The organism is Amycolatopsis sp. NPDC102522 (genome assembly GCF_055584485.1).
Map to the genome: position 1 here is coordinate 104,615 of NZ_JBVJLY010000003.1, position 18,992 is coordinate 123,606.

The 18,992-nt window shown below is 69.4% G+C and carries 18 protein-coding genes; 6 read left to right on the forward strand and 12 right to left on the reverse strand.

Features of this window, described 5'->3' with window-relative positions:
• The first annotated feature begins 8 nt into the window (after window positions 1–8).
• Window positions 9–1,454 (forward strand): aldehyde dehydrogenase family protein, encoded by a 1,446-nt coding sequence (locus tag ACZ6YV_RS10635; RefSeq protein ID WP_465509395.1) that lies wholly within the window; start codon window positions 9–11, stop codon window positions 1,452–1,454.
• Here ACZ6YV_RS10635 and ACZ6YV_RS10640 read toward each other — a convergent pair.
• Genes ACZ6YV_RS10640 through ACZ6YV_RS10650 form a run of 3 tightly spaced genes read right to left on the reverse strand, consistent with a single transcriptional unit; the run spans window position 1,451 to window position 5,402 of the window.
• On the reverse strand, window positions 1,451–2,905 hold the full coding sequence (locus ACZ6YV_RS10640) for an FAD-binding oxidoreductase (protein ID WP_465509396.1): 1,455 nt from the start codon (window positions 2,903–2,905) through the stop codon (window positions 1,451–1,453). The genes ACZ6YV_RS10635 and ACZ6YV_RS10640 overlap by 4 nt on opposite strands.
• A gap of 58 nt (window positions 2,906–2,963) precedes the next feature.
• A complete protein-coding gene (locus tag ACZ6YV_RS10645) occupies window positions 2,964–3,686 on the reverse strand; it encodes a maleylpyruvate isomerase N-terminal domain-containing protein (RefSeq protein WP_465509397.1) in 723 nt (240 codons plus the stop codon).
• Between the two features lie 9 nt (window positions 3,687–3,695).
• Window positions 3,696–5,402, reverse strand: a complete 1,707-nt coding sequence (locus tag ACZ6YV_RS10650) for a GMC family oxidoreductase N-terminal domain-containing protein (RefSeq protein ID WP_465509398.1) — start codon at window positions 5,400–5,402, stop codon at window positions 3,696–3,698.
• Window positions 5,403–5,491: 89 nt separating this feature from the next.
• Between ACZ6YV_RS10650 and ACZ6YV_RS10655 the strand changes: the two genes are divergently transcribed.
• The 3 genes from ACZ6YV_RS10655 (at window position 5,492) to ACZ6YV_RS10665 (ending at window position 7,854) form a co-directional block, all read left to right on the forward strand.
• Window positions 5,492–6,037, forward strand: coding sequence for a DinB family protein (locus ACZ6YV_RS10655; RefSeq protein WP_465509399.1), 546 nt, complete (start codon window positions 5,492–5,494; stop codon window positions 6,035–6,037).
• Between the two features lie 66 nt (window positions 6,038–6,103).
• Entirely contained in the window at window positions 6,104–6,736 is a 633-nt protein-coding gene (locus tag ACZ6YV_RS10660) for a hypothetical protein (RefSeq protein WP_465509400.1), read from the forward strand.
• Entirely contained in the window at window positions 6,733–7,854 is a 1,122-nt protein-coding gene (locus ACZ6YV_RS10665; RefSeq protein WP_465509401.1) for a PrsW family intramembrane metalloprotease, read from the forward strand. The genes ACZ6YV_RS10660 and ACZ6YV_RS10665 overlap by 4 nt, the downstream gene beginning before the upstream one ends.
• A 54-nt stretch (window positions 7,855–7,908) precedes the next feature.
• Here ACZ6YV_RS10665 and ACZ6YV_RS10670 read toward each other — a convergent pair whose 3' ends face one another.
• The 3 genes from ACZ6YV_RS10670 to guaB form a co-directional block, all read right to left on the reverse strand.
• On the reverse strand, window positions 7,909–9,042 hold the full coding sequence (locus ACZ6YV_RS10670; protein ID WP_378238672.1) for a GuaB3 family IMP dehydrogenase-related protein: 1,134 nt from the start codon (window positions 9,040–9,042) through the stop codon (window positions 7,909–7,911).
• A gap of 172 nt (window positions 9,043–9,214) precedes the next feature.
• Window positions 9,215–9,703 (reverse strand): DUF3574 domain-containing protein, encoded by a 489-nt coding sequence (locus tag ACZ6YV_RS10675; RefSeq protein WP_465509402.1) that lies wholly within the window; start codon window positions 9,701–9,703, stop codon window positions 9,215–9,217.
• Between the two features lie 81 nt (window positions 9,704–9,784).
• Window positions 9,785–11,296, reverse strand: coding sequence for an IMP dehydrogenase (guaB, locus tag ACZ6YV_RS10680; RefSeq protein ID WP_378238670.1), 1,512 nt, complete (start codon window positions 11,294–11,296; stop codon window positions 9,785–9,787).
• Between the two features lie 135 nt (window positions 11,297–11,431).
• Between guaB and ACZ6YV_RS10685 the strand changes: the two genes are divergently transcribed.
• Window positions 11,432–11,818, forward strand: coding sequence for a DUF5319 domain-containing protein (locus ACZ6YV_RS10685; protein ID WP_125788872.1), 387 nt, complete (start codon window positions 11,432–11,434; stop codon window positions 11,816–11,818).
• Between the two features lie 91 nt (window positions 11,819–11,909).
• Here ACZ6YV_RS10685 and ACZ6YV_RS10690 read toward each other — a convergent pair whose 3' ends face one another.
• The 5 genes from ACZ6YV_RS10690 to ACZ6YV_RS10710 form a co-directional block, all read right to left on the reverse strand.
• A complete protein-coding gene (locus tag ACZ6YV_RS10690; RefSeq protein ID WP_465509403.1) occupies window positions 11,910–12,857 on the reverse strand; it encodes an anti-sigma-D factor RsdA in 948 nt (315 codons plus the stop codon).
• Window positions 12,858–13,430 (reverse strand): sigma-70 family RNA polymerase sigma factor, encoded by a 573-nt coding sequence (locus tag ACZ6YV_RS10695; RefSeq protein WP_037314832.1) that lies wholly within the window; start codon window positions 13,428–13,430, stop codon window positions 12,858–12,860.
• A 385-nt stretch (window positions 13,431–13,815) separates the two neighbouring features.
• Window positions 13,816–14,412 (reverse strand): response regulator transcription factor, encoded by a 597-nt coding sequence (locus ACZ6YV_RS10700; RefSeq protein WP_003073605.1) that lies wholly within the window; start codon window positions 14,410–14,412, stop codon window positions 13,816–13,818.
• 140 nt (window positions 14,413–14,552) lie between these two features.
• Window positions 14,553–15,392, reverse strand: coding sequence for a hypothetical protein (locus ACZ6YV_RS10705; RefSeq protein WP_465509404.1), 840 nt, complete (start codon window positions 15,390–15,392; stop codon window positions 14,553–14,555).
• Between the two features lie 9 nt (window positions 15,393–15,401).
• The gene (locus tag ACZ6YV_RS10710; RefSeq protein WP_378238833.1) at window positions 15,402–16,316 is read right to left on the reverse strand and encodes a MerR family transcriptional regulator; all 915 of its coding nucleotides are present in this window, start codon (window positions 16,314–16,316) and stop codon (window positions 15,402–15,404) included.
• Between the two features lie 230 nt (window positions 16,317–16,546).
• Between ACZ6YV_RS10710 and ACZ6YV_RS10715 the strand changes: the two genes are divergently transcribed.
• Entirely contained in the window at window positions 16,547–16,867 is a 321-nt protein-coding gene (locus ACZ6YV_RS10715; protein ID WP_465509405.1) for a WhiB family transcriptional regulator, read from the forward strand.
• A gap of 452 nt (window positions 16,868–17,319) precedes the next feature.
• Here the strand turns inward: ACZ6YV_RS10715 and groL are convergent, their stop codons facing one another.
• Window positions 17,320–18,933, reverse strand: coding sequence for a chaperonin GroEL (gene groL / locus ACZ6YV_RS10720; protein ID WP_465509406.1), 1,614 nt, complete (start codon window positions 18,931–18,933; stop codon window positions 17,320–17,322).
• Window positions 18,934–18,992: the final 59 nt, after the last annotated feature.

Genomic DNA, 18,992 nt, shown 5'->3' on the forward strand with positions numbered 1-18,992 from the left:
TGTCATCCATGGACATGATCACCCCGGAGCCGCGGCCCGCCTGGATCGCCGGCCGCCCTGAGCAGGGCGCTTCGACGCTCACCGTGCACCACCCCTACGACGGGAGCGAAGTCGCCACCGTCGCGGTGCCCGGCCCGGAGCAGGTCGAACGAGCGGTGAGCGCGGCGGCGAGCGTCGCGAAGGAGTTCCGGCGGTCCTCGGCGCACAGCCGCGCCGCGGCGCTCGACCACGTTTCGCGGGTGCTCGCCGGCCGGGCCGAGGAGATCGCCGAGGTCATCACCGCCGAGAACGGCAAGCCGCTCAAGTGGGCCGACGCCGAGGTGCGGCGCGCGGTGTCTGTGTTCCGGATCGCCGCCGAGGAGGCCCGCCGGTTCAGTGGCGACCTGCAGCGCCTGGACACCGACCCGGCGGGCGAGGGCAGGCTGGCCCTCACTCGCCGCATCCCGCGCGGCCCGGTGCTGGGGATCGCGCCGTTCAACTTCCCGCTGAACCTGGTGGCGCACAAGGTCGCGCCGTCGCTCGCGGTCGGCGCGCCGATCATCGTCAAACCCGCGCCGCGCACGCCGCTGGCCGCGTTGATCCTCGGCGAGATCCTGGCCGAAACGGACCTGCCGGAAGGCGCGTTTTCGGTGCTGCCACTCGGCAACGAGGAGACGTCGGCACTGGTCACGGACCCTCGGCTGCCTGTCGTGTCGTTCACCGGATCGGGTCCGGTCGGCTGGTCGCTGGCGGACGCCGCGCCGCGCAAGCACGTCGTGCTCGAACTCGGCGGCAACGCGGCCGCCGTCATGCTCCGGGACTGGCCGGATCCCGAAGGCGCGGCGCACCGCATCGCGACCTTCGGCAACTACCAGGCCGGACAGTCCTGCATCGCCGTGCAGCGGGTCATCGTCGAACGCGAGGTCGCCGAAGAATTCGTACCGGCTTTGGTGGAAGCCGTGCGGTCACAGCAAACCGGTGACCCGTACGACAAGAACACCGACGTGGGACCGGTCGTCGACGAAGCCGCCGCGGAGCGGATCGTGGCCTGGATCGACGAGGCCGTCGCCGCGGGCGCGAAGATCCTGACCGGCGGCAAACGGGACGGCGCGACCGTGGAGCCGACAGTGCTCACCGACGTGCCACCGTCCACAAAGGCCTGGTCGGAGGAGATCTTCGGCCCAGTGCTCGCAGTGTCCATTGTGGATGGTGTCGACGAGGCTTTCGCGTCAGTCAACGAATCCGCGTACGGCCTGCAGGCCGGAGTGTTCACCCGCGACGTGCATCTCGCCTTCTACGCGTCGACGGAACTCGAAGTCGGCGGCGTGATCATCGGCGACGTCCCGTCCTACCGCGCGGACCAGATGCCTTACGGCGGCGTCAAAGGATCGGGCGTCGGCCGCGAAGGGGTGCTCGCCGCGATGAACGACCTCACCGAGGAACGCGTCACCGTCTTCACCGGCATCGACCTTTAAGCCGGGGTGACGGCCTGCGCGAACCCGAACACCTTGTCCGGGTCGTAGGTCTTCGCCACCTGCTTGAGCCGGGTGGCGTTGTCGCCGTAGTAGGCTGTCATCCAGTCGGGCAGGGCGGGGTCGATGTAGTTGACGTAGCCCCCGCTCAGCCCGATCCCCGTCACCACCTCCGCGACGGAATCCGTTGCCACGGAACGACTACGGACGTCCGCCTGGCTGTAGATCTGCACGCTGCCGATCGCCTTCCGGTGCCAGAACGCGGTGGCGTCCGGCGCGACGTCGGCGACAGCGCCACCGAGGCCGTCGACCAGAAGGTCCATGCCGCGCCTGCCGTCGAGGATCGACGTCAGTTTCGCAGGATCCGTCGGTTCGCCGAGGATTCGCGAAGAGGCCACAAAGGACTGTCGGCTCTCGCTGCCGGAGAAGTACTTCATGGCACCGAGATAGTCGAGCTGCTTCACTGTCCGCGTGCCGTTGACCTTACTGGTCAGCCTGTCCAGCACCTTGGCGAGCGAAGCCGTATCGCCGACGTAGCAGCCGGAAATCCGCGCACCGACAGGAGATCCTCCCGACAGCACGACGTTCGCCCACAACTCCGGCGGGGCTTCGGGCAGCCAGCGCTGCCACTCGGCGAGGACCTCGTTCGCGCTGCCCGCCGGGAAACGCAGGGAGAACACCGAAACGACCGAAGGCGACGGGTCGGTGCGAAAGGTGAACGAGGTGACGACACCGAAATTGCCGCCGCCTCCGCCTCGCAACGCCCAAAACAACTCAGGCTCGGAATCCGCCGACGCCGTCCGGAGTTTCCCGTCCGCCGTGACAACCTGCGCGGACACCAGGTGATCGCAGGTGAGTCCGTATTTGCGGGCGAGGACACCGATTCCGCCGCCGAGCGTCAGCCCGGCGATCCCGACGCTGGGACAGGATCCCGCGGGCAGGCAACGGCCCGCACCACCGAGCTTGGCGTAGACGTCCTTCAGTTTCGCGCCCGCGCCGATCACGACCTGTTCGCCACGGACGTCCACAGAGGACATTCCGCCGAGGTCGATCATCAAGCCACCGTCAGGAACCGAGTAGCCGGCATAACTGTGGCCGCCACTGCGAGCGGCGATCGGGACCCGCCTCGCCGCCGCTTCGACAGCGGCCTGCACGTCTTCCGGCTTGGCGCATTTCGCGATCGCGGCGGGCTTGAGCCCGTCGAAGGCCGGATTGAACACGCGTTTGGCGCTGTCGTAACCGGATTCCCCCGGCAAGAGCAGTGAGATCTTGTTCCGCAACGCGGCCCAGTCCGGCGGACCGGACGGCGGCGTGACGCTGGTGCTCGGTGGCAACGACACGCCGGGAGCCGAAGTGGGCGCTTGCGCGGGCGGCGCGGCGGAGCAGGCTGTCGCGGCCGCTCCGACCGCGGTCGCGCCGGCGAGCTTGAGAAAGTTCCTTCGCCCCAACTTCATACTTGTGAAGACGCGCGGGCCTCGGCGAGGTTGCCGAGATCACCCGACCGAGTCAGGGTCAGAGCCAGTGCGGGAGCGGCGGCGCCTCGCCGTCCAAAGTGGATCCATCGCTGCGGCCGGTGACCCATTTCAGCACTTCACCACGGGTGCCGGTCAGCGTCACCGGCTCACCTTCCCCGAGCCGCCACTCGTGCCGGTATCCGTTGTCTTCCGCGGCGACCAGGAGCACGGCGGGCAACTCGCCGCCGTACATCCCGATGGCGTTGCCGACGACGGCTTCGAACTCTTCGCCGAGCAGATCCGCGACGCGGGCGAAGTCGTAGCCGAGGTCGAGATCGGTGAGGTGGATCGAGATTTCGGAGAAGCGGAGCCAGAGCACGAACTCCGCCGGGATCTCGCGTCCCTGCCGAGCACGCACCCGAGCCGGCCAAGCGTCGTCCGGCAGGCTCGCCGCGACTTCGACCAGGCGTGCCGCCGAGCTGACGACGTCCTCGGCGATCTCTTCGGCGGACCGGTACGCACCCTTCTCGATGTCGTCGTCCCTGGCTGCCTCACCGGCGTACATCGGCGTCTCGACCCCTGTTTTCGCCCAGGTCAGCAGGTTGACGAGGCCGTCGGCGTTGCGCGCGAGATGGGACAGAAGGTGAGCCCGGGTCCAGCCCGGCAGCGCACTCGGACCGCGAACGGCGGCCTCGTCGAGCCCGCGCGCGACGCGTGCCCATTCGTCGTGCAAGGCTCGGACACGGTGAAGCTGCGCGTGTGCGCGTTCGGCGGCTGTCACATGCTCAATCTAGCGCCGAAGTGCCGCCGGTGCGTCCGCCGGAACCGAAGGATTCTTCGGCGCGATGGGCTCGAGGCGCGCGTACGCCGAGTCCTGCGACGGCCGATTGTCTTTTTCGCCCTTGTTGGGCCACAGCGAGAACGCCCGCTCGGCCTGCGCGGTGATGGTCAGCGAGGGGTTCACGCCGAGGTTGGCCGTGATCGCCGAACCATCCACAATGGACAGACCGGGATAGTTGAAGACCCGGTGGTACGGGTCGATCACGCCGTCGTCGGCCGTCGTCCCGATCGGGGCGCCGCCGATGAAGTGTGCCGTCAGCGGGATGTCGAAGATCTCGCCCCAAGTGCCGCCCGCCATACCGCCGATGCGCTCGGCGGTGCGGAGGTTGGCCTCGTGCCCGGCGGGGATGAAGCTGGGGTTCGGCTCGCCGTGGCCCTGTTTGGAGGTGTACTTGCGGCGGCCGAAGAGGCCGGGCTTGGTGTAGGTGGTGATGGAGTTGTCGAGGCTCTGCATCACCAGCAGGATCACCGTGCGCTCGCTCCAGCGGTAGCCGTTGAGCAGTTTCACGGTCTGGACGGGGTGCTTGACCATGAAGTTCACGGCCTGGCGCCAGCGCGGGACCGCCGAATCGCCTTCGGTGGCGATGGTCTGGAGCAGGCTCATCGCGTTGCTGCCCTTGCCGTAGCGGACGGGCTCGATGTGCGTGTTGTCGTCGGGATGGATCGACGACGTGATCGCGACGCCGCGGCTGAAGTTCCGCCCTTCGTCGACCGAGGTGCGGGCGGCGCCGATGATGGCCTCGGAGTTGGTGCGGGTCAGTTCGCCGAGGCGCGGTGAGAGCTTCGGCAGCTTGGCGGTGTCGCGCATGCTGTGGAGCAGGTTCTGCGTCCCCCACGTGCCGGCGGCCAGCACCACCTGGGCCGCCGTGAGCTTGTGCCGGAACTTGCGCGAGGTGGTCCCGGTCTTCTTGATGCTCACCTCGTACCCACCTGCGTTTAGCGGGCTAATCGCGCTCACGGTGGTGAGCGGGATGACCTGCGCGCCGTCCTTCTCCGCGAGGTAGAGGTAGTTCTTGACCAGCGTGTTCTTGGCGCCGACGCGGCAGCCGGTCATACAGGCGCCGCATTCGGTGCAGCCCGTGCGCGCGGGGCCCGCGCCGCCGAAGTACGGGTCCTCGGCGCGCTCCCCCGGCTTGCCGAAGTACACGCCGACGGGTGTCGGGTGGTACGAGCCGGGGACGCCCATGTCCTCGGCGACGCCCTTCATCACGACGTCCGAGGGCGTGACGCTGGGGTTGGTGACGACGCCCAGCATGCGGCTGGCCTGGTCGTAGTGCGGGCCGAGTTCGGACTCCCAGTCGGTGATGTGGGACCACTGCGGGTCGACGTAGAACGGCTTCAGCGGGCGGTACAGCGTGTTCGCGTAGACCAGCGAGCCGCCGCCGACGCCTGCGCCGGCGAGCACCATGACGTCCTTGAGCATGTGGATGCGCTGGATGCCGAAGCAGCCGACCTGAGGCGCCCAGACGTAGCGGCGGAGATCCCAGGACGTCTTCGCGAACTCGTCGTCGGCGAAGCGGCGGCCCGCCTCGATGACAGCGACGCGGTAGCCCTTCTCGGTCAAGCGGAGGGCAGCGACACTGCCGCCGAACCCGGAGCCGACGACGATCACGTCGTAGTCGAAGTCGTCTTCAGTGGTGGTGTTACTGGCAGTCACACCATCGACTGTAACCCCGGCCACCCTTTCTGACCAGAGGTAAGTTACTCGTCGGTTACCTTCCACTCGGATGGTGCACTCTCGTATTCGTGATCGATGAATTCGCGAAGGAATACCTGCACAGTGACCTGCGAGAGATCCACGAAACGATGATCCGGAAGCTCGACGGGCTGTCCGGGTACGACATCCGCCGTCCACTGACCTTGACCGGAACCAACCTGCTCGGCCTGGTCAAGCACTCGGCGACGTGGGAAGCCCGGTACTTCGGCGAGGTCTTCGACCGGCCGTTTCCCGAGGCGCTCCCCGAGCGCGGCACCGATTTGTGGGCGACCGAGCACGAGACCCGCGAGGAGATCACCGGCTTCTACCGGCGCGTCTGGGAGCACTCCGACGCGACCATCGCCGCGCTCGCCGTCGACGCGCCCGGACATGTGCCGTGGTGGCCACGTCCCGACGTGATGCTGTTCAACGTCCTGGTCCACATGCTCACCGAAACCAGCAGGCACGCAGGGCACGCCGACATCCTGCGAGAGCAACTGGACGGTGTCGTCGAGGTGCCCGGCAAGGACGCGGCCTTTTGGGAAACCCGGCGGGCGGACATCGAACGAGCGGCCAAGGCCGCAGCCCTCGCTTGACACGCGGAAAAGGCGGAACCTGCTTACAGTTCCTCGCAGACCGCACCGAGGAAGAGGGGCAGCCGGGTGAGCGCACAGCAGCCGAAGGACTGGGTTCCGGTGGAACATCGGCTCTGGGGACTCGACCGGCGGACCTTCAAACCGGCGCTGATCGCGCTCGGTGTCGCGCTGGTGCTGATCTACGGGCTGCCCGCGCTCAACGCCGCGATCCCTTGGCACAACGAGATCCGGGCCGGTGACGTGCTGGACCTCGGCGACGGGGCGACGGCCGTCCCGCCGGTGGGCTGGCAGCTGGAGAGCGGCACGCTCACCGGATCCGGGGCCCCGGCGAGCTCGGCGAGCCTGCAGATCACGCTCGCCACCGGCGGAGCGTCGATCGACCTCCGAGGCGCGGCGTACACCGGCTCGGCGGAGGCGTTCCTCGACCAGGTCGAACGATCTGAAGGGAACTCTCCCGGCGTCGACGGGGAGCGGGGCACGATCACGACCGCCGCCGGGCTCACCGGGGTCGCGCAAGCCGGTACCGGACCGGGCGGTGACGCCCTCGATGTCGCGTTCAAGATGCCCGGATCCGGGCAACCCGCCGACACCGCGCCGGCGTTGCTCGTCCAGGTTCGCACCGCACCGGACCAGTTCGAGCGCTACCGCGACGAAGTGACGTCGTTCCTGCGCGGCATCGCTCCGGGAACGAACCGATGAGCGGCAAGGCGGCGCAGCTGGCCGCGATCGAAGAGTCGGGCTGGGGCTTGCCGTTCCGGTTCCTCCAGCCGCACAACCTGGCGTTCTGGGTCTATCTGCTCGGCATCGGCGGAGGCGCGCTGGCGATCGTGCGGTACTTCGGCACCTCGGGCTTCTACACCCCGGCGCTCACCGGGGGCGTCCTGCTGTTCGCGCTCTACCTCGTGCCGTGGCTGGTGCTGCTGCGACGGCAAAACCGCTACACCGCGCAACCGGCGGGGCTGCTCGCGGCGGGATTCGCATGGGGTGGCGTCGCCGCGGCGTTCTGGATCGCGCTCCCGGCGAACACCGCGCTGCTGGAGATCTGGACCAAGCTGGGCGGCACCGCCTTCGCCGGGAACTGGGCCGCCGGACTCACCGCCCCGATCAACGAGGAGTGGGGCAAGGCGCTCGGCCTCGTCCTGCTGATCGGGCTCGCGCCGCGGCTGGTCCGCGGCGCCTACGACGGGTTCATCATCGGCGCGTTCATCGGACTCGGCTTCCAGGTCTTCGAGGACGTGCTCTACGTGTACAACGGCGCGGCGCAGAGCTTCGGCGCCAACCAGTTCGCCACCTCGCTGCAAGTGTTCGTCGTGCGCGGCGCGGCCGGGATCGTGTCGCACGCGCTGTTCAGTGCCCTCTTCTGCGCCGGGCTCATGTGGATGGTCGGCCGCGAACGCCGGGTCGCGCTGGGCGTGGTGACCATGCTGGCGGCCATGGTGTTCCACTTCGCGTGGGACGACATGGGCGGTATCAGCGGCGGCGGGCCGCTGGCCGCGGTGCTGCCGTTCGTGATCGCGGCGGTCGAGCTCGTCACGCTGTTCGCGGTGCTGCGCCGCGCCGCTCGCGTGGAGCGCGGCTGGATGCGGGACCTGCTCGGGCCGGAGGCCGACGCCGGAGTGGTCGACACCGCGTTGCTCGCGGCGGTCAGTGGGCTGCGCAAGGACCGCAAGGCGTACCGCAAGCACGTACGCGGCCGCCGCCGGGCACGGCACCGCGTCGAAGCGGCAGGCGACCTCGCCCGCGAAATCGCCCGCGCCGACGGCCGCGAAACGGACCGCGTCGCGCACGCCCGCGCCGAACTCGCGCGCCTCCCGTAACCCCGCCCAGAGCGACTTTAGCGGGCTAAACGCGATCCGGGCCGAGAGCGAGCGTCAGCGGCGGACGGTCAGGCCGACCCGCTGGAACTCCTTCAGGTCCGAGTAGCCCGTCTTCGCCATCGCGCGGCGAAGAGCGCCGAAGAGGTTCACGACGCCCTCAGCGTCCGAGGACGGCCCGAAGAGCAGCGTCTTGAGGTCGACGGCGTAGTCCGGCCCCAAGGCCACGCGCGAACGCGGCAGCGACGGGTGCGCGGCCGCCGACGTCCAGTACAGCCCCTGGCCCGGCGCCTCGGAGGCGGCGGCCAGCGGCGCGCCCAGCATGACCGCGTCGGCACCGCAGGCGATGGCCTTGGCGATGTCGCCGGACACGCTCATCCCGCCGTCGGCGAGCACGTGCACGTAGCGGCCGCCGGTCTCGTCGAGGTAGTCGCGGCGCGCGGCCGCGGCGTCGACGATCGCGGTCGCCATCGGCGTCCCGATCCCGAGCACGCTGTCGGTGCTCGTCACCCCGCGGCTCGCGCCGTGCCCGACGATGACGCCGGCCGCGCCGGTGCGCATCAAGTGCATCGCGGTGCGGTAGTCGCTGACGCCGCCCGCGATCACCGGGACGTCGAGGCGTCCGATGAAGTCCTTCAGGTTCAGCGGCTCGACATCGCGCTGGACGTGCTCGGCCGAGATGATCGTGCCCTGCACGACCAGGATCTCGACGCCCGCCGCCAGCAGATCCGGCGTGAGTTCGGCGGCGTGCTGCGGGCTGACCCGCGCCGCCACGGTGACACCGGACTCTCGGACGGTCTTGATCGCCTCGGTCAGCAGGTCCAGCCGGATCGGGGCGGAGTGCAGTTCCTGCAGCTCACGCACGATCGCGGTCGGGTCCTCGGTGTCCTCGGCGGCCCGGACGAGGCGGAAGATCGCCTCCTCGACGTTCGGGTGCCGGGCCCAGAGCCCTTCGGCGTTGAGGACGCCCAGCCCGCCGAGCTCGCCGACGGCCACCGCTGTCCCCGGCGACACGATCGCGTCGGTGGGGTGCGTGACCAGCGGCAACTCGAACCGGTACGCGTCGATCTGCCACGCGGTGGACACGACCGAAGACGACCGGGTGCGCCGCGACGGCACGATCTCCACGTCATCGAGGTCATACGCCCGCCGCGCGGTGCGGCCCATGCCGATCTCGACCAGATCCCGCACGTCAAGTCCCTTCTCACCGACGACCGTTACACCCCATTGTCGCTAGGCCGCGTGGGTGACCTGCGCACGGGGCACCCGAACCGGGCCCGAAGTCACACCAGCCCCATTCGCCCCACCCGTTTCGCGTTTAGCCCGCTAAACGCGCTCGGGTGGGACAGGTGGGGTGCGTGGGTCAGAAAGAGACCTTCTCCACGGAGTCGGTCCGGAGGACGGATTCCTGCGAGAAAGCCTTCTTGTAGTCGGTCCGGATCTCCTCGATCTCCCGGTTCGCGTCGCGGTCGCCGAACGGGTACACGACGACGATCACCTTCGACTTCTCCCGCGAGATCTTCCCGTCCGAGCCGCGCCACTGGCCGCGCCCGGTCAGTTCGGTGAACCCGTCCGGGAACCTCGGCGTGACGACCTTGTCGGTGAACGCGGTGAACTCGGCGTCGGTCAGCTCCCCGCCACCCGGCTTCGTCGTACCGAAGTACAGCTCGGTGCGCTTCCACAGCTCACCCGGCGACGCCTGGAGACCGGCCGTCTCGACGGCCTGAGGCGCGGCAGGCGCGGCGGAAGCGCTGGGGACGGCCGAAGCAGCCACCCCTCCGCCGAGCCCGAGAGCGGCGGCCGCGAAGACGGCCAGCGCGGTCCGCCGTGAAGTGGTCAGCGAGAAAGACATCGGGTTCCTCCCGGGAGACTTGATCAGCGGACCAAGTCTCCCGAGAACGGAACCGGATGCGTAAGTGTCCTAAAGGGCGGACTACCGGGTGGTGTAGTTCGGCGCCTCGACGGTCATCGTGATGTCGTGCGGGTGGCTCTCCTTGAGCCCGGCCGCGGTGATCCGCACCAGCTGCGCGTCCTGCAGCTCGGGGATCGTCGACGCACCCGCGTAGCCCATCCCCGACCGCAGCCCGCCCACCAGCTGGTGGACGACGTTCGCGAGCGGCCCGCGGAACGGGATCCGACCCTCGATGCCTTCGGGGACCAGCTTGTCCTCGCTCAGCACGTCGTCCTGCGCGTAGCGGTCCTTCGAGTAGGACTTCGCCTGGCCGCGCGACTGCATGGCGCCCAGCGAGCCCATGCCGCGGTAGGTCTTGAACTGCTTGCCGTTGACCAGGATCAGGTCACCGGGCGATTCGGCGGTACCCGCGAGCAGACTGCCGAGCATCACCGTGGACGCGCCGGACGCGATCGCCTTCGCGATGTCACCCGAGTACTGGATGCCGCCGTCGCCGATCACCGGGATCCCGGCCGGGCGAGCGGCCTGGTCGGCCTCGTAGATCGCGGAGATCTGCGGCACGCCGACCCCGGCGACGATACGGGTGGTGCAGATCGAGCCGGGCCCGACGCCGACCTTGATCCCGTCCGCGCCCGCCTCGACCAGCGCCTGCGCACCGGCGCGGGTCGCGACGTTGCCGCCGACGATGTCGACGGTGTCGCCCAGTTCTTTCTTCAGCAGCGCGACCGTCTCGACGACGGCGCGGGAGTGCCCGTGCGCGGTGTCGACCATCAGCACGTCGACCCCGGCGTCGGCCAGCGCCATCGCGCGCTTGTGCCCGTCCGGGCCGACCCCGACCGCGGCACCGACGATCAGGCGGCCGTTGGTGTCCTTGGAGGCGTTGGGGTACTGCTCGGTCTTGACGAAGTCCTTGACCGTGATCAGCCCGCGCAGCTTGCCCGCGCCGTCGACGATCGGCAGCTTCTCAATCTTGTGACGGCGCAGCAGCCCGAGCGCGGCCTCCGCGGTGACCCCGACCTGCGCGGTCACCAGCGGCAACTTCGTCATCACCTCGTGCACCGCACGGGTGAAGTCGACCTCGAACCGCATGTCGCGGTTGGTGATGATGCCCACCAGTGTCCCGGCGGCGTCGGTCACCGGCACACCGGAGATCCGGAACCGCGCGCACAGCGCGTCGACCTCGGCGAGGGTGTCCTCGGGCGAGCACGTGACCGGGTCGGTCACCATGCCTGCTTCGGAGCGCTTCACGACCTCGACGGCGGACGCCTGGTCGTCGATCGGCAGGTTGCGCTGCAGTACGCCCATCCCGCCCTGGCGCGCCATCGCGATCGCCATCCGGCCTTCGGTGACCGTGTCCATGGCGGCGGAGACCAGCGGGATGTTCAGGGTGACGTTGCGCGAGAGCCGGGTGCGGGTGCTGACCGCACTGGGCACCACGTCGGACTCGGCCGGCAGCAGCAGCACGTCGTCGAAGGTCAGCCCGAGCATGGCGAACTTGCTCGGGACGGGGGCGGTGACGCTGTCGCTGGTCATAGCAGGCGAAGGGCCTTCCTAGCGGTGATAAATGAGAACCGCCGCGGCTGGTGGCATCACGGCGGGGGCCTGCCCCTCATGATATCCGGGCCGGGCGGCCGCCCGGCCCGGGTGGGCGCCCGGTAGCGTGCAGGCGTGCCGCAAGATGCGTTGCCCCCAGACCCGTTCGCGGATGACCCGGACGACCCGGCCCGCGCGTTCATCGACGACGCCGACCGGCTCGACGAGCCGATCAGCGACGACGAGCGCACCGAGTTGCTGGCCGACCTCTCAGATCTCGCCGTCTACCAGGCGCTTCTCGAACCGCGCGGAGTACGCGGGATCGTGGTCGACTGCGGTGAATGCGACGAACCCCACTACCACGACTGGCATCTGCTGCGCGCCAGTCTCGAGCAGCTGCTCGCCGACGGCCGCATGCGGCCGCACGAGCCCGCGTTCGATCCGAACCCCGGTGACTACGTGAGCTGGGACTACTGCCGCGGCTTCGCGGACGGTGTCACGGCCAACGAAAGCGCCTACTGATCGCGTTTAGCCCGCTAAAGGCGATTTGGGTCAGATGCCGAAAGGGCCTGGCGAGAGAGATCTCACCAGGCCCTTTCGGCGTTCTGGGGTGTTACGGCGTCTCGGCCGCGACGGCGGGCGCCTGCGCTCCGGCGCCCGGCGACGGCTCGTTACGCGAGCCACCGGGGTCGTTGCCCGAGGCCGGCGGAGTCGTCGACGTCGTGGGCGGCGGCGGTTCGCTGCTCGATGTCGGCGGAGTCGGTGAAGGAGTCGTGGTGCCCGGCAGGGTCGTGCCGGGGTTGCCGCCTCCGGGCAGCGACGTCGGCGGAGCGGTCGGCTGCGGAGTGGGCGGCGGGGTGGTCGTGACCGGCGTCTGCGTCGGCGACTTCTGATCCGGGGGCAGCGGCTGCTGGCCTGGATTCTGCAGCTGAGCGCTCAACTGGCGGTGCTGCTCGAGCAGCTGGTCACGGTTTTCGTCGTCGGTCACCTGGCTCAACGCGGCCTGGGCCTCGTCGAGCGCTTTGCGCGCGTCGTCGAGGCGCCCGCCGGCGAGCGCGAGGTTGGCCTTCTCCAGATCGAGTTTGGCCGCGGCGGCGGCCTCGACCGACCGGGCGTGGTCGGCGTAAAGCACCTTTGTCAAGCCCCAAAGCGTGTCACCAGGCTGCGCGTCCTTCGCGGCGAGACCGGTACCTGCGAAGGCGATGGCCAGGACGGCCGCGGCGGCGGCCACCGGGACCAGCAGCCGGCGTCTTCCCCCGTGTTTGCGGGCGAGCGCGGCTGTCTTCACGGTGACGACGGCGGTGTCGACGTCGACGAGTTCCGCGAGCGGTTCGCTGTCGATGTCGCGCCGCCAAGCCAGCAGCAGTGCGTTGAGCTCCTGATCGCCGAGGTCGTCGGCCATCTTCGGATCCGGGCCACCGAGCGCGTCGAGCAGCGCGTCATCGGCCTGAACGGCAGATAGATCAGCGGCGAACTCGGCTTCAGAGGACGTCAGCCCTCTCTCGAAGGCCGTCAGCTCACGATCGGTCCCAGGGGAGAACCGATGGTCGCGGTCGGTCACTCAGATCACCTCCTCAGCGGCCAGAACCTTACGTAGGCGCGCCAAGGCGCGATGCTGGGCCACCCGGACGGCACCGGGGGTGGACCCCACGGCCTCGGCCGTCTCTTCGGCGGACAGTCCCACGACCACGCGCAGGACCACGATCTCACGCTGTTTGTCGGGAAGAACCCGAAGCAACTGCGACATGCGCTCGTTCAGCTCGCCCTGAAGGGCACGCTGCTCGGGGCCGACGCCGCCCTCGATCTCGTCGGGGACTTCGGCGACCGGTTCGGCGCGGTTGCGGGCCGCGGCGCGATGCGCGTCGGCCACCTTGTGCTGGGCGATCCCGTAGACGAAGGCCAGGAACGGGCGGCCCTGATCACGGTACGAAGGCAATGCCGTGAGCACCGCGAGACACACCTCCTGAGCAACGTCGTCTGCGGAAGCGAACGAACGCTCCTGCCTGCCAACCCGAGCGCGGCAGTACCGCACTACCAAAGGACGGATGGCCGCCAGCAACCGCTCGACCGCTTGAGGGTCACCCTCAACAGCAGCGGCGACCGGCTCATCCAGTCCGTCCCCCACATTGGCCATCGCAGACAACAGTCCCAGTGTTACGTATAGGCGTGCAAAGAGTCCGGCGTGTGACTTCGGAGGCCACTACCGGTGACAGCTACCGTACCGCTCGGGCCCGCCGCCTTCGTTGACGGCCACCATCGGCGCGCCGCCTTTTCGGCGAGCACGCTGACAACCCGGATCTTCACCGGCTCCCTTTCGCTCGTAGTCGAACTTTCAACGAGCCGGAGCACAGTGGGGTACGACGGTCCGCCCGGAGGCGGACGTGCTCGGGCAAGCGTGCCCGAGCGGTGAGCATAAATGCGCGAAGCGTGACAGGGAACACAGGTACGGGCCAGGGGTACTCCCCCGGCCCGCTCGTCACCCGTTGTGCCATCAAACCGGCGAAATCAAGAAACCATTGTCAGGAAACAAGTCCACGACGGAATCCGTGGGCGACCGCCTGAGCACGGTCCCGCACGCCGAGCTTGCGGAACAAGCGGCGCGCATGGGTTTTCACAGTGTCTTCGGACAGGTACAGCTCGCGGCCGATCTGTCCGTTGCTCTTGCCCTGGCTCATCCCACGGAGCACCTGAAGCTCGCGCTCGGTGAGCTGGACGCCGGGGTCGGACGGCTGGCGCGGCGCCGGCACCGAAGTGCTGGCGAGGGTGTGCGCCAGTGCGGCGACCAGCTCGGGACGCGAGGCGTCCCAGCGCAGGTAGCCGCGGGCTCCGCCCGCGATGGCGGCGGCGATGCTGCCCGCATCGTCCGGGGCGCCGAACACGATCACGTTCGCTTGGGGGTTCGCCGAGACGAGCCGCCGGGTGGCTTCGACGCCAGTCGGGACAGCGCGCTGGGTACCGACCAGCACGACGTCGACCGGCTGACGGGAGTACCGGGCCAGCAGCTCGTCACCGTGCGCTACGCAGTCGATGCGACTGACCCCTGGGACCGCGGACATCACTCGAGTGAGCCCTTCGCGGACACTGCGTCGGTCGTCGCAGATCAAGACCGTCGTCACGGGGTTTCCTTCCTGCAGCCGGGTGACATTCCACTTCCCCTATCGGACGCTTTAGCCCGAACCTTGACACGATCCGGTGGCTTTTTTTGAAGTTTCTTAGCCCGGTTGCCGGAATGGGCCCTCCAACAGGCTAGACGCCCTCAGAGGGGGACCCATGGAGATTCCCGGGCGAGCCACCTCCCGCAAGGATCTGCGTGCCGTAACACTGCGTGCAACAGTTCGGCCCCTCTGAATCGATACTCATCGGCGTGTCCTGCCCCGAGGTCGGCCGCGACCAGGCACGCCACCCACAGAAGTGAATTGAATTCGTATTTTTCGGCGGTTTCGCGCGCGCTCTCGACCAGCGCTTTCGCCCGGTCCCGCTCAGCGGAACTCCCATTCGCGATCGTCACGCCGAGTACAAGCTGCGATTTGACGACATGTCGGCAGGCGCCCCGCGCCCGCGCTGTTTCCAACGCCATTTCCGCAGGTGCGATCGCCGCCCCGGAAATGTTACTCGCCAGTTCGATTTCCGCGCCCACCCAACCGGCCCTGGTCCGGCTACGCCAGTTGCCGGTGTGCGCCTCCGCACGCGCCAGCAGCCGCCGGGCGGCGGCCAGCCTGCCGCGCCCGAGGTTGTCGGCCGCGAGACCGAGGAGGGCGTCCGCTCGCGCTCCCTCGGCGTCCAGGCCGTCGGGATCGGGCTCACCCTGCGGCCGCGCGATCGCCAGCGCGAGCGCCTCACCGTCGAGGACGAGGGCCGCCGCGTGCCCGCCCAGCTGCCGCCGATGCGACGCCAGCGTGCTGGCGGCCAACGACGCGAGCACCGGATCGTTGCCCGTCCGCAAACCGTTCAGCAGGGTGGCCGCGGCCGCGTACCGGCCGCGGCCGCCGAGACCGATCGCGGCGAGCAGCCGTCCACGAGGTGACGCGGGCACCGCGAAGGGGTTCGGGGGCGGCACGCCGTCGCCGAACGCGGCGGACCGCAGGGACATTTCCATCGGTACTTTCTATCGCCTGGCACCGACAAGAACGTGCTCGATCCGGTCGGCGGCCGTCGTCAGTTCGCCGAGTAGTTCGATCTTGTCCGGGAGCGTGGCGGGATCCCAGCCCGGGCCGCAGGCGAACAGCCTGCTGCGCTGGCGGCCGCGGGACACCCTGGCGAACAGGCGCGGGTCCGCCGTCGCCTGCCGTCCCGACCACAGCACCACCGCCGCCGGGACGCTGCGGCGGACGGTCACCGCGAGCACCTCGGCCGGCAGGGAGGCGCCGAACAGCTGGGCGCCGATCCGGCGGCCCCCGAGCGCCGCGGCGAGCGCGTACATCGGCAGGTTGTCGCGCTCGTCCGGCACACAGGTCAGCAGGACCGGCCGCTGGTTGCGCGGTTCGCGGAGCACCGGCGTCGCGCGGACGAGGGCGGCGTACACGCATTCGGCGAGCAGGTACTCGACCTCCGCGCCCGCGCTGACCCCGCGCCAGCGCGCGCCGAGCGCGGTCAGGACCGGCGACACGACGCCTGTCCAGGCGGGCAGGACGCCGAGTTCGCGGATCGTGTCGGCGAGCATGCGCTGGACCGCGCCGAAGTCCATCGCGAGCGCGGCCGTGCTCAGGCGTCTGGCGAGGCGTGACGGGACGTCGTGATCCTCGGCGGGCTGCGCGGCCGCCTGTTCCTCCACTTGGACCACGGGGGATTCCGGGGTCTCCCTGGCCGTCCGGGGCATCTGTTCGAGCGCGTACTTCGCCGCCTCGGCTGTCGAGGCGCCGCGGAGCAACGCGCGCTGCATCAGTTCGAGACGGCCGATGTCGGAGCTGCCGTAGCGGCGGTGGCGGCCGTTGGTGTGGCGGCTCGGTCCGACGCCGTATCTGCGGTCCCAAGTGCGGAGGGTGGACGGTGCGACCCCGAGCCGGCGAGCGACGGAGGCCACCGGCAGGGTGGGTTCTTCACTGCTGATCCGAGATCCCACTCGACCCAATATCCAGGCAGGCCGGGGCGGCGGCAACCGGAACGGAAAGTACTGCTCACACATCCGGGGGATGCCTAACGGCTGAATCGTCCTGAATCCCTTGAACAAGTATTGGCGCGCTTCTAACGTTACCGCCGTTGCACCGAATGGAGTATCCGCAGCGCAGCAGAGCAGGTAAACGCTTCGACCGGATGACGGAGGCGGTCAGGATGGCGGACACACGCAGGCTCCCGGGACCCAACGCGGATGTGTGGGACTGGCAGCTGGAAGGGTCGTGCCGGGGCATGGACAGCGCGTCCTTCTTTCACCCTGACGGCGAACGCGGGCCGGCAAGAGCCCGACGCGAGGCGAGGGCGAAAGCCGTGTGCCTGGCTTGCCCGGTGCTGGCCATGTGCCGGAACCACGCGCTCGCCGTGCACGAGCCGTATGGGATCTGGGGCGGGCTGTCGGAGTCGGAACGCGAGCACATCATCAAGGCGGACAAGCGCACATTGAGCATGTCGACCGGCTGATCCGGCCGGGTCGGCACCACGGAAGGGCGGCATCCGGGTGGGGTGCCGCCCTTCCGCTCGTCCAGGCCCGTGCGCGTCGCGATTAGCCCGCGAAAGTCGCTCCGCCCCGCCGCCGCGCTCCCCCTGCCGCCGACCTGCGTTTAGCCCGCTAATCGCGATCTGCCGCGGGCGCCGCTCCCCGACCGCCGGATCGCGTTTAGCCCGCGAAAGTCGCTCCGCCTGGCCGCCGCGCGCCCCCGGCCCCCCGGATCGCGATTAGCGGGCTAAACGCAGGTCGGCGAGGCAGCGCCGCCAGATCGCGATCAGCCCGCGAAAGTCGCTCCGCCCTGCGGCAGCGCCCCCTTGTGCCCGGATCGCGTTTAGCGGGCTAAACGCGATCCGGGCACAAGGGGGCGGGGACAGCAAAGCGGGGCGGAACTCCAGGTGGAGTGCCGCCCCGCTTCGGGGTGGAACTAGTGCGCGTGGCCGTGACCGGCCGCGGCGGGCTCCTCGCCGACCGGCTTCTCGACGACGGAGCTCTCCGTCGTGAGCACGAGCCGGGCGATGGAAGCGGCGTTCGCCACCGCGGACCGGGTCACCTTGACCGGGTCGACGATGCCGGCGGCCAGCAGGTCGGTGAGCTCACCGGTGGCGGCGTTGAAGCCGTGCCCCCAGCTCTGCTCCTGGACCTTGTTCACGATGACCGCACCCTCGTGGCCCGCGTTGGTCGCGATCCAGAACAGCGGGGCGGACAGCGCGTCGCGGACGATGCGCACACCGGTCGCTTCGTCGCCCTCGAGGCCGAGGCCGCCTTCGAGCTCCTTGACCGCGTGGACGAGCGCCGAGCCACCGCCGGGCAGGATGCCCTCTTCGACGGCCGCCTTGGTCGAAGCCACGGCGTCCTCGATGCGGTGCTTACGCTCGTTCAGCTCGGTCTCGGTGGCCGCGCCGACCTTGATCACCGCGACACCGCCACCGAGCTTCGCCAGGCGCTCCTGCAGCTTTTCGCGGTCCCAATCGGAGTCGGTGTTCTCGATCTCCTTGCGGATCTGCGAAACGCGCGCGGCGATGTCGTCCTTGGAGCCGGCACCGTCGACGAGCGTGGTGTCGTCCTTGGTGACGACGATCCGGCGGGCGTTGCCCAGCTGGGCGAGCGTGGTCTCGGACAGCTTGTGCCCGATCTCGGCCGAGATGACCTCGCCACCGGTGACGACCGCGAGGTCGTCCAGGAACGCCTTGCGGCGGTCACCGAAGAACGGCGCCTTGACCGCGACGGCGGTGATCGTCTTGCGCAGCGAGTTCACCACGAGGGTCGACAGCGCTTCGCCGTCGACGTCCTCGGCGATGATCAGCAGCGGCTTCTTGGCCTCGACGACCTTCTCCAGCACCGGGAGCAGGTCGGCCAGCGACGAGATCTTCTCGCGGACGAGCAGGAGATAGGCGTCCTCGAGGATCGCCTTCTGCTCTTCCGGGTTGGTCGCGAAGTGCGCCGACAGGAAACCCTTGTCGAACTGGACACCCTCGGTGATCACGAGCTCGGTCGCCAGCGTGGACGACTCCTCGATCGTGATGACACCGTCTTCGCCGACCCGCTCGACGGCCTCGCCGAGCAGGGCGCCGATGGCCGCGTCACGCGAGGTGACGGTGCCGACCTGGGCGATGTTGTCGCGGCCCTTGACCGGGGTCGCCTTCTCCTTGAGGACCCCGATGACCTTCTCCGCGGCGGCCTCGATGCCGCGGCCGACGGCCGTCGGGTTGGCACCGGCGGCGACGTTGCGCAGGCCGACCTTCACCAGCGACTGCGCGAGCACGGTCGCGGTCGTGGTGCCGTCACCGGCGACGTCGTTGGTCTTGGTGGCGACGCTCTTGGCGAGCTGGGCGCCGAGGTTCTCGAACGGGTCGTCGAGCTCGATCTCGCGAGCGACGGTGACGCCGTCGAGGGTGATGGTCGGGCCACCGAACTTCTTGTCGAGCACGACGTGGCGACCACGCGGGCCGAGGGTGACCTTGACCGCGTCGGCGAGCTTGTTCACCCCGCGCTCGAGCGCGCGACGAGCGTCCTCGTCGAAACTGATCTGCTTGGGCATGCCTGTTCCGCTTACCTTCCAGTCTTACTGCTCGGAAAACACGAACGCCCCGTTCCCCG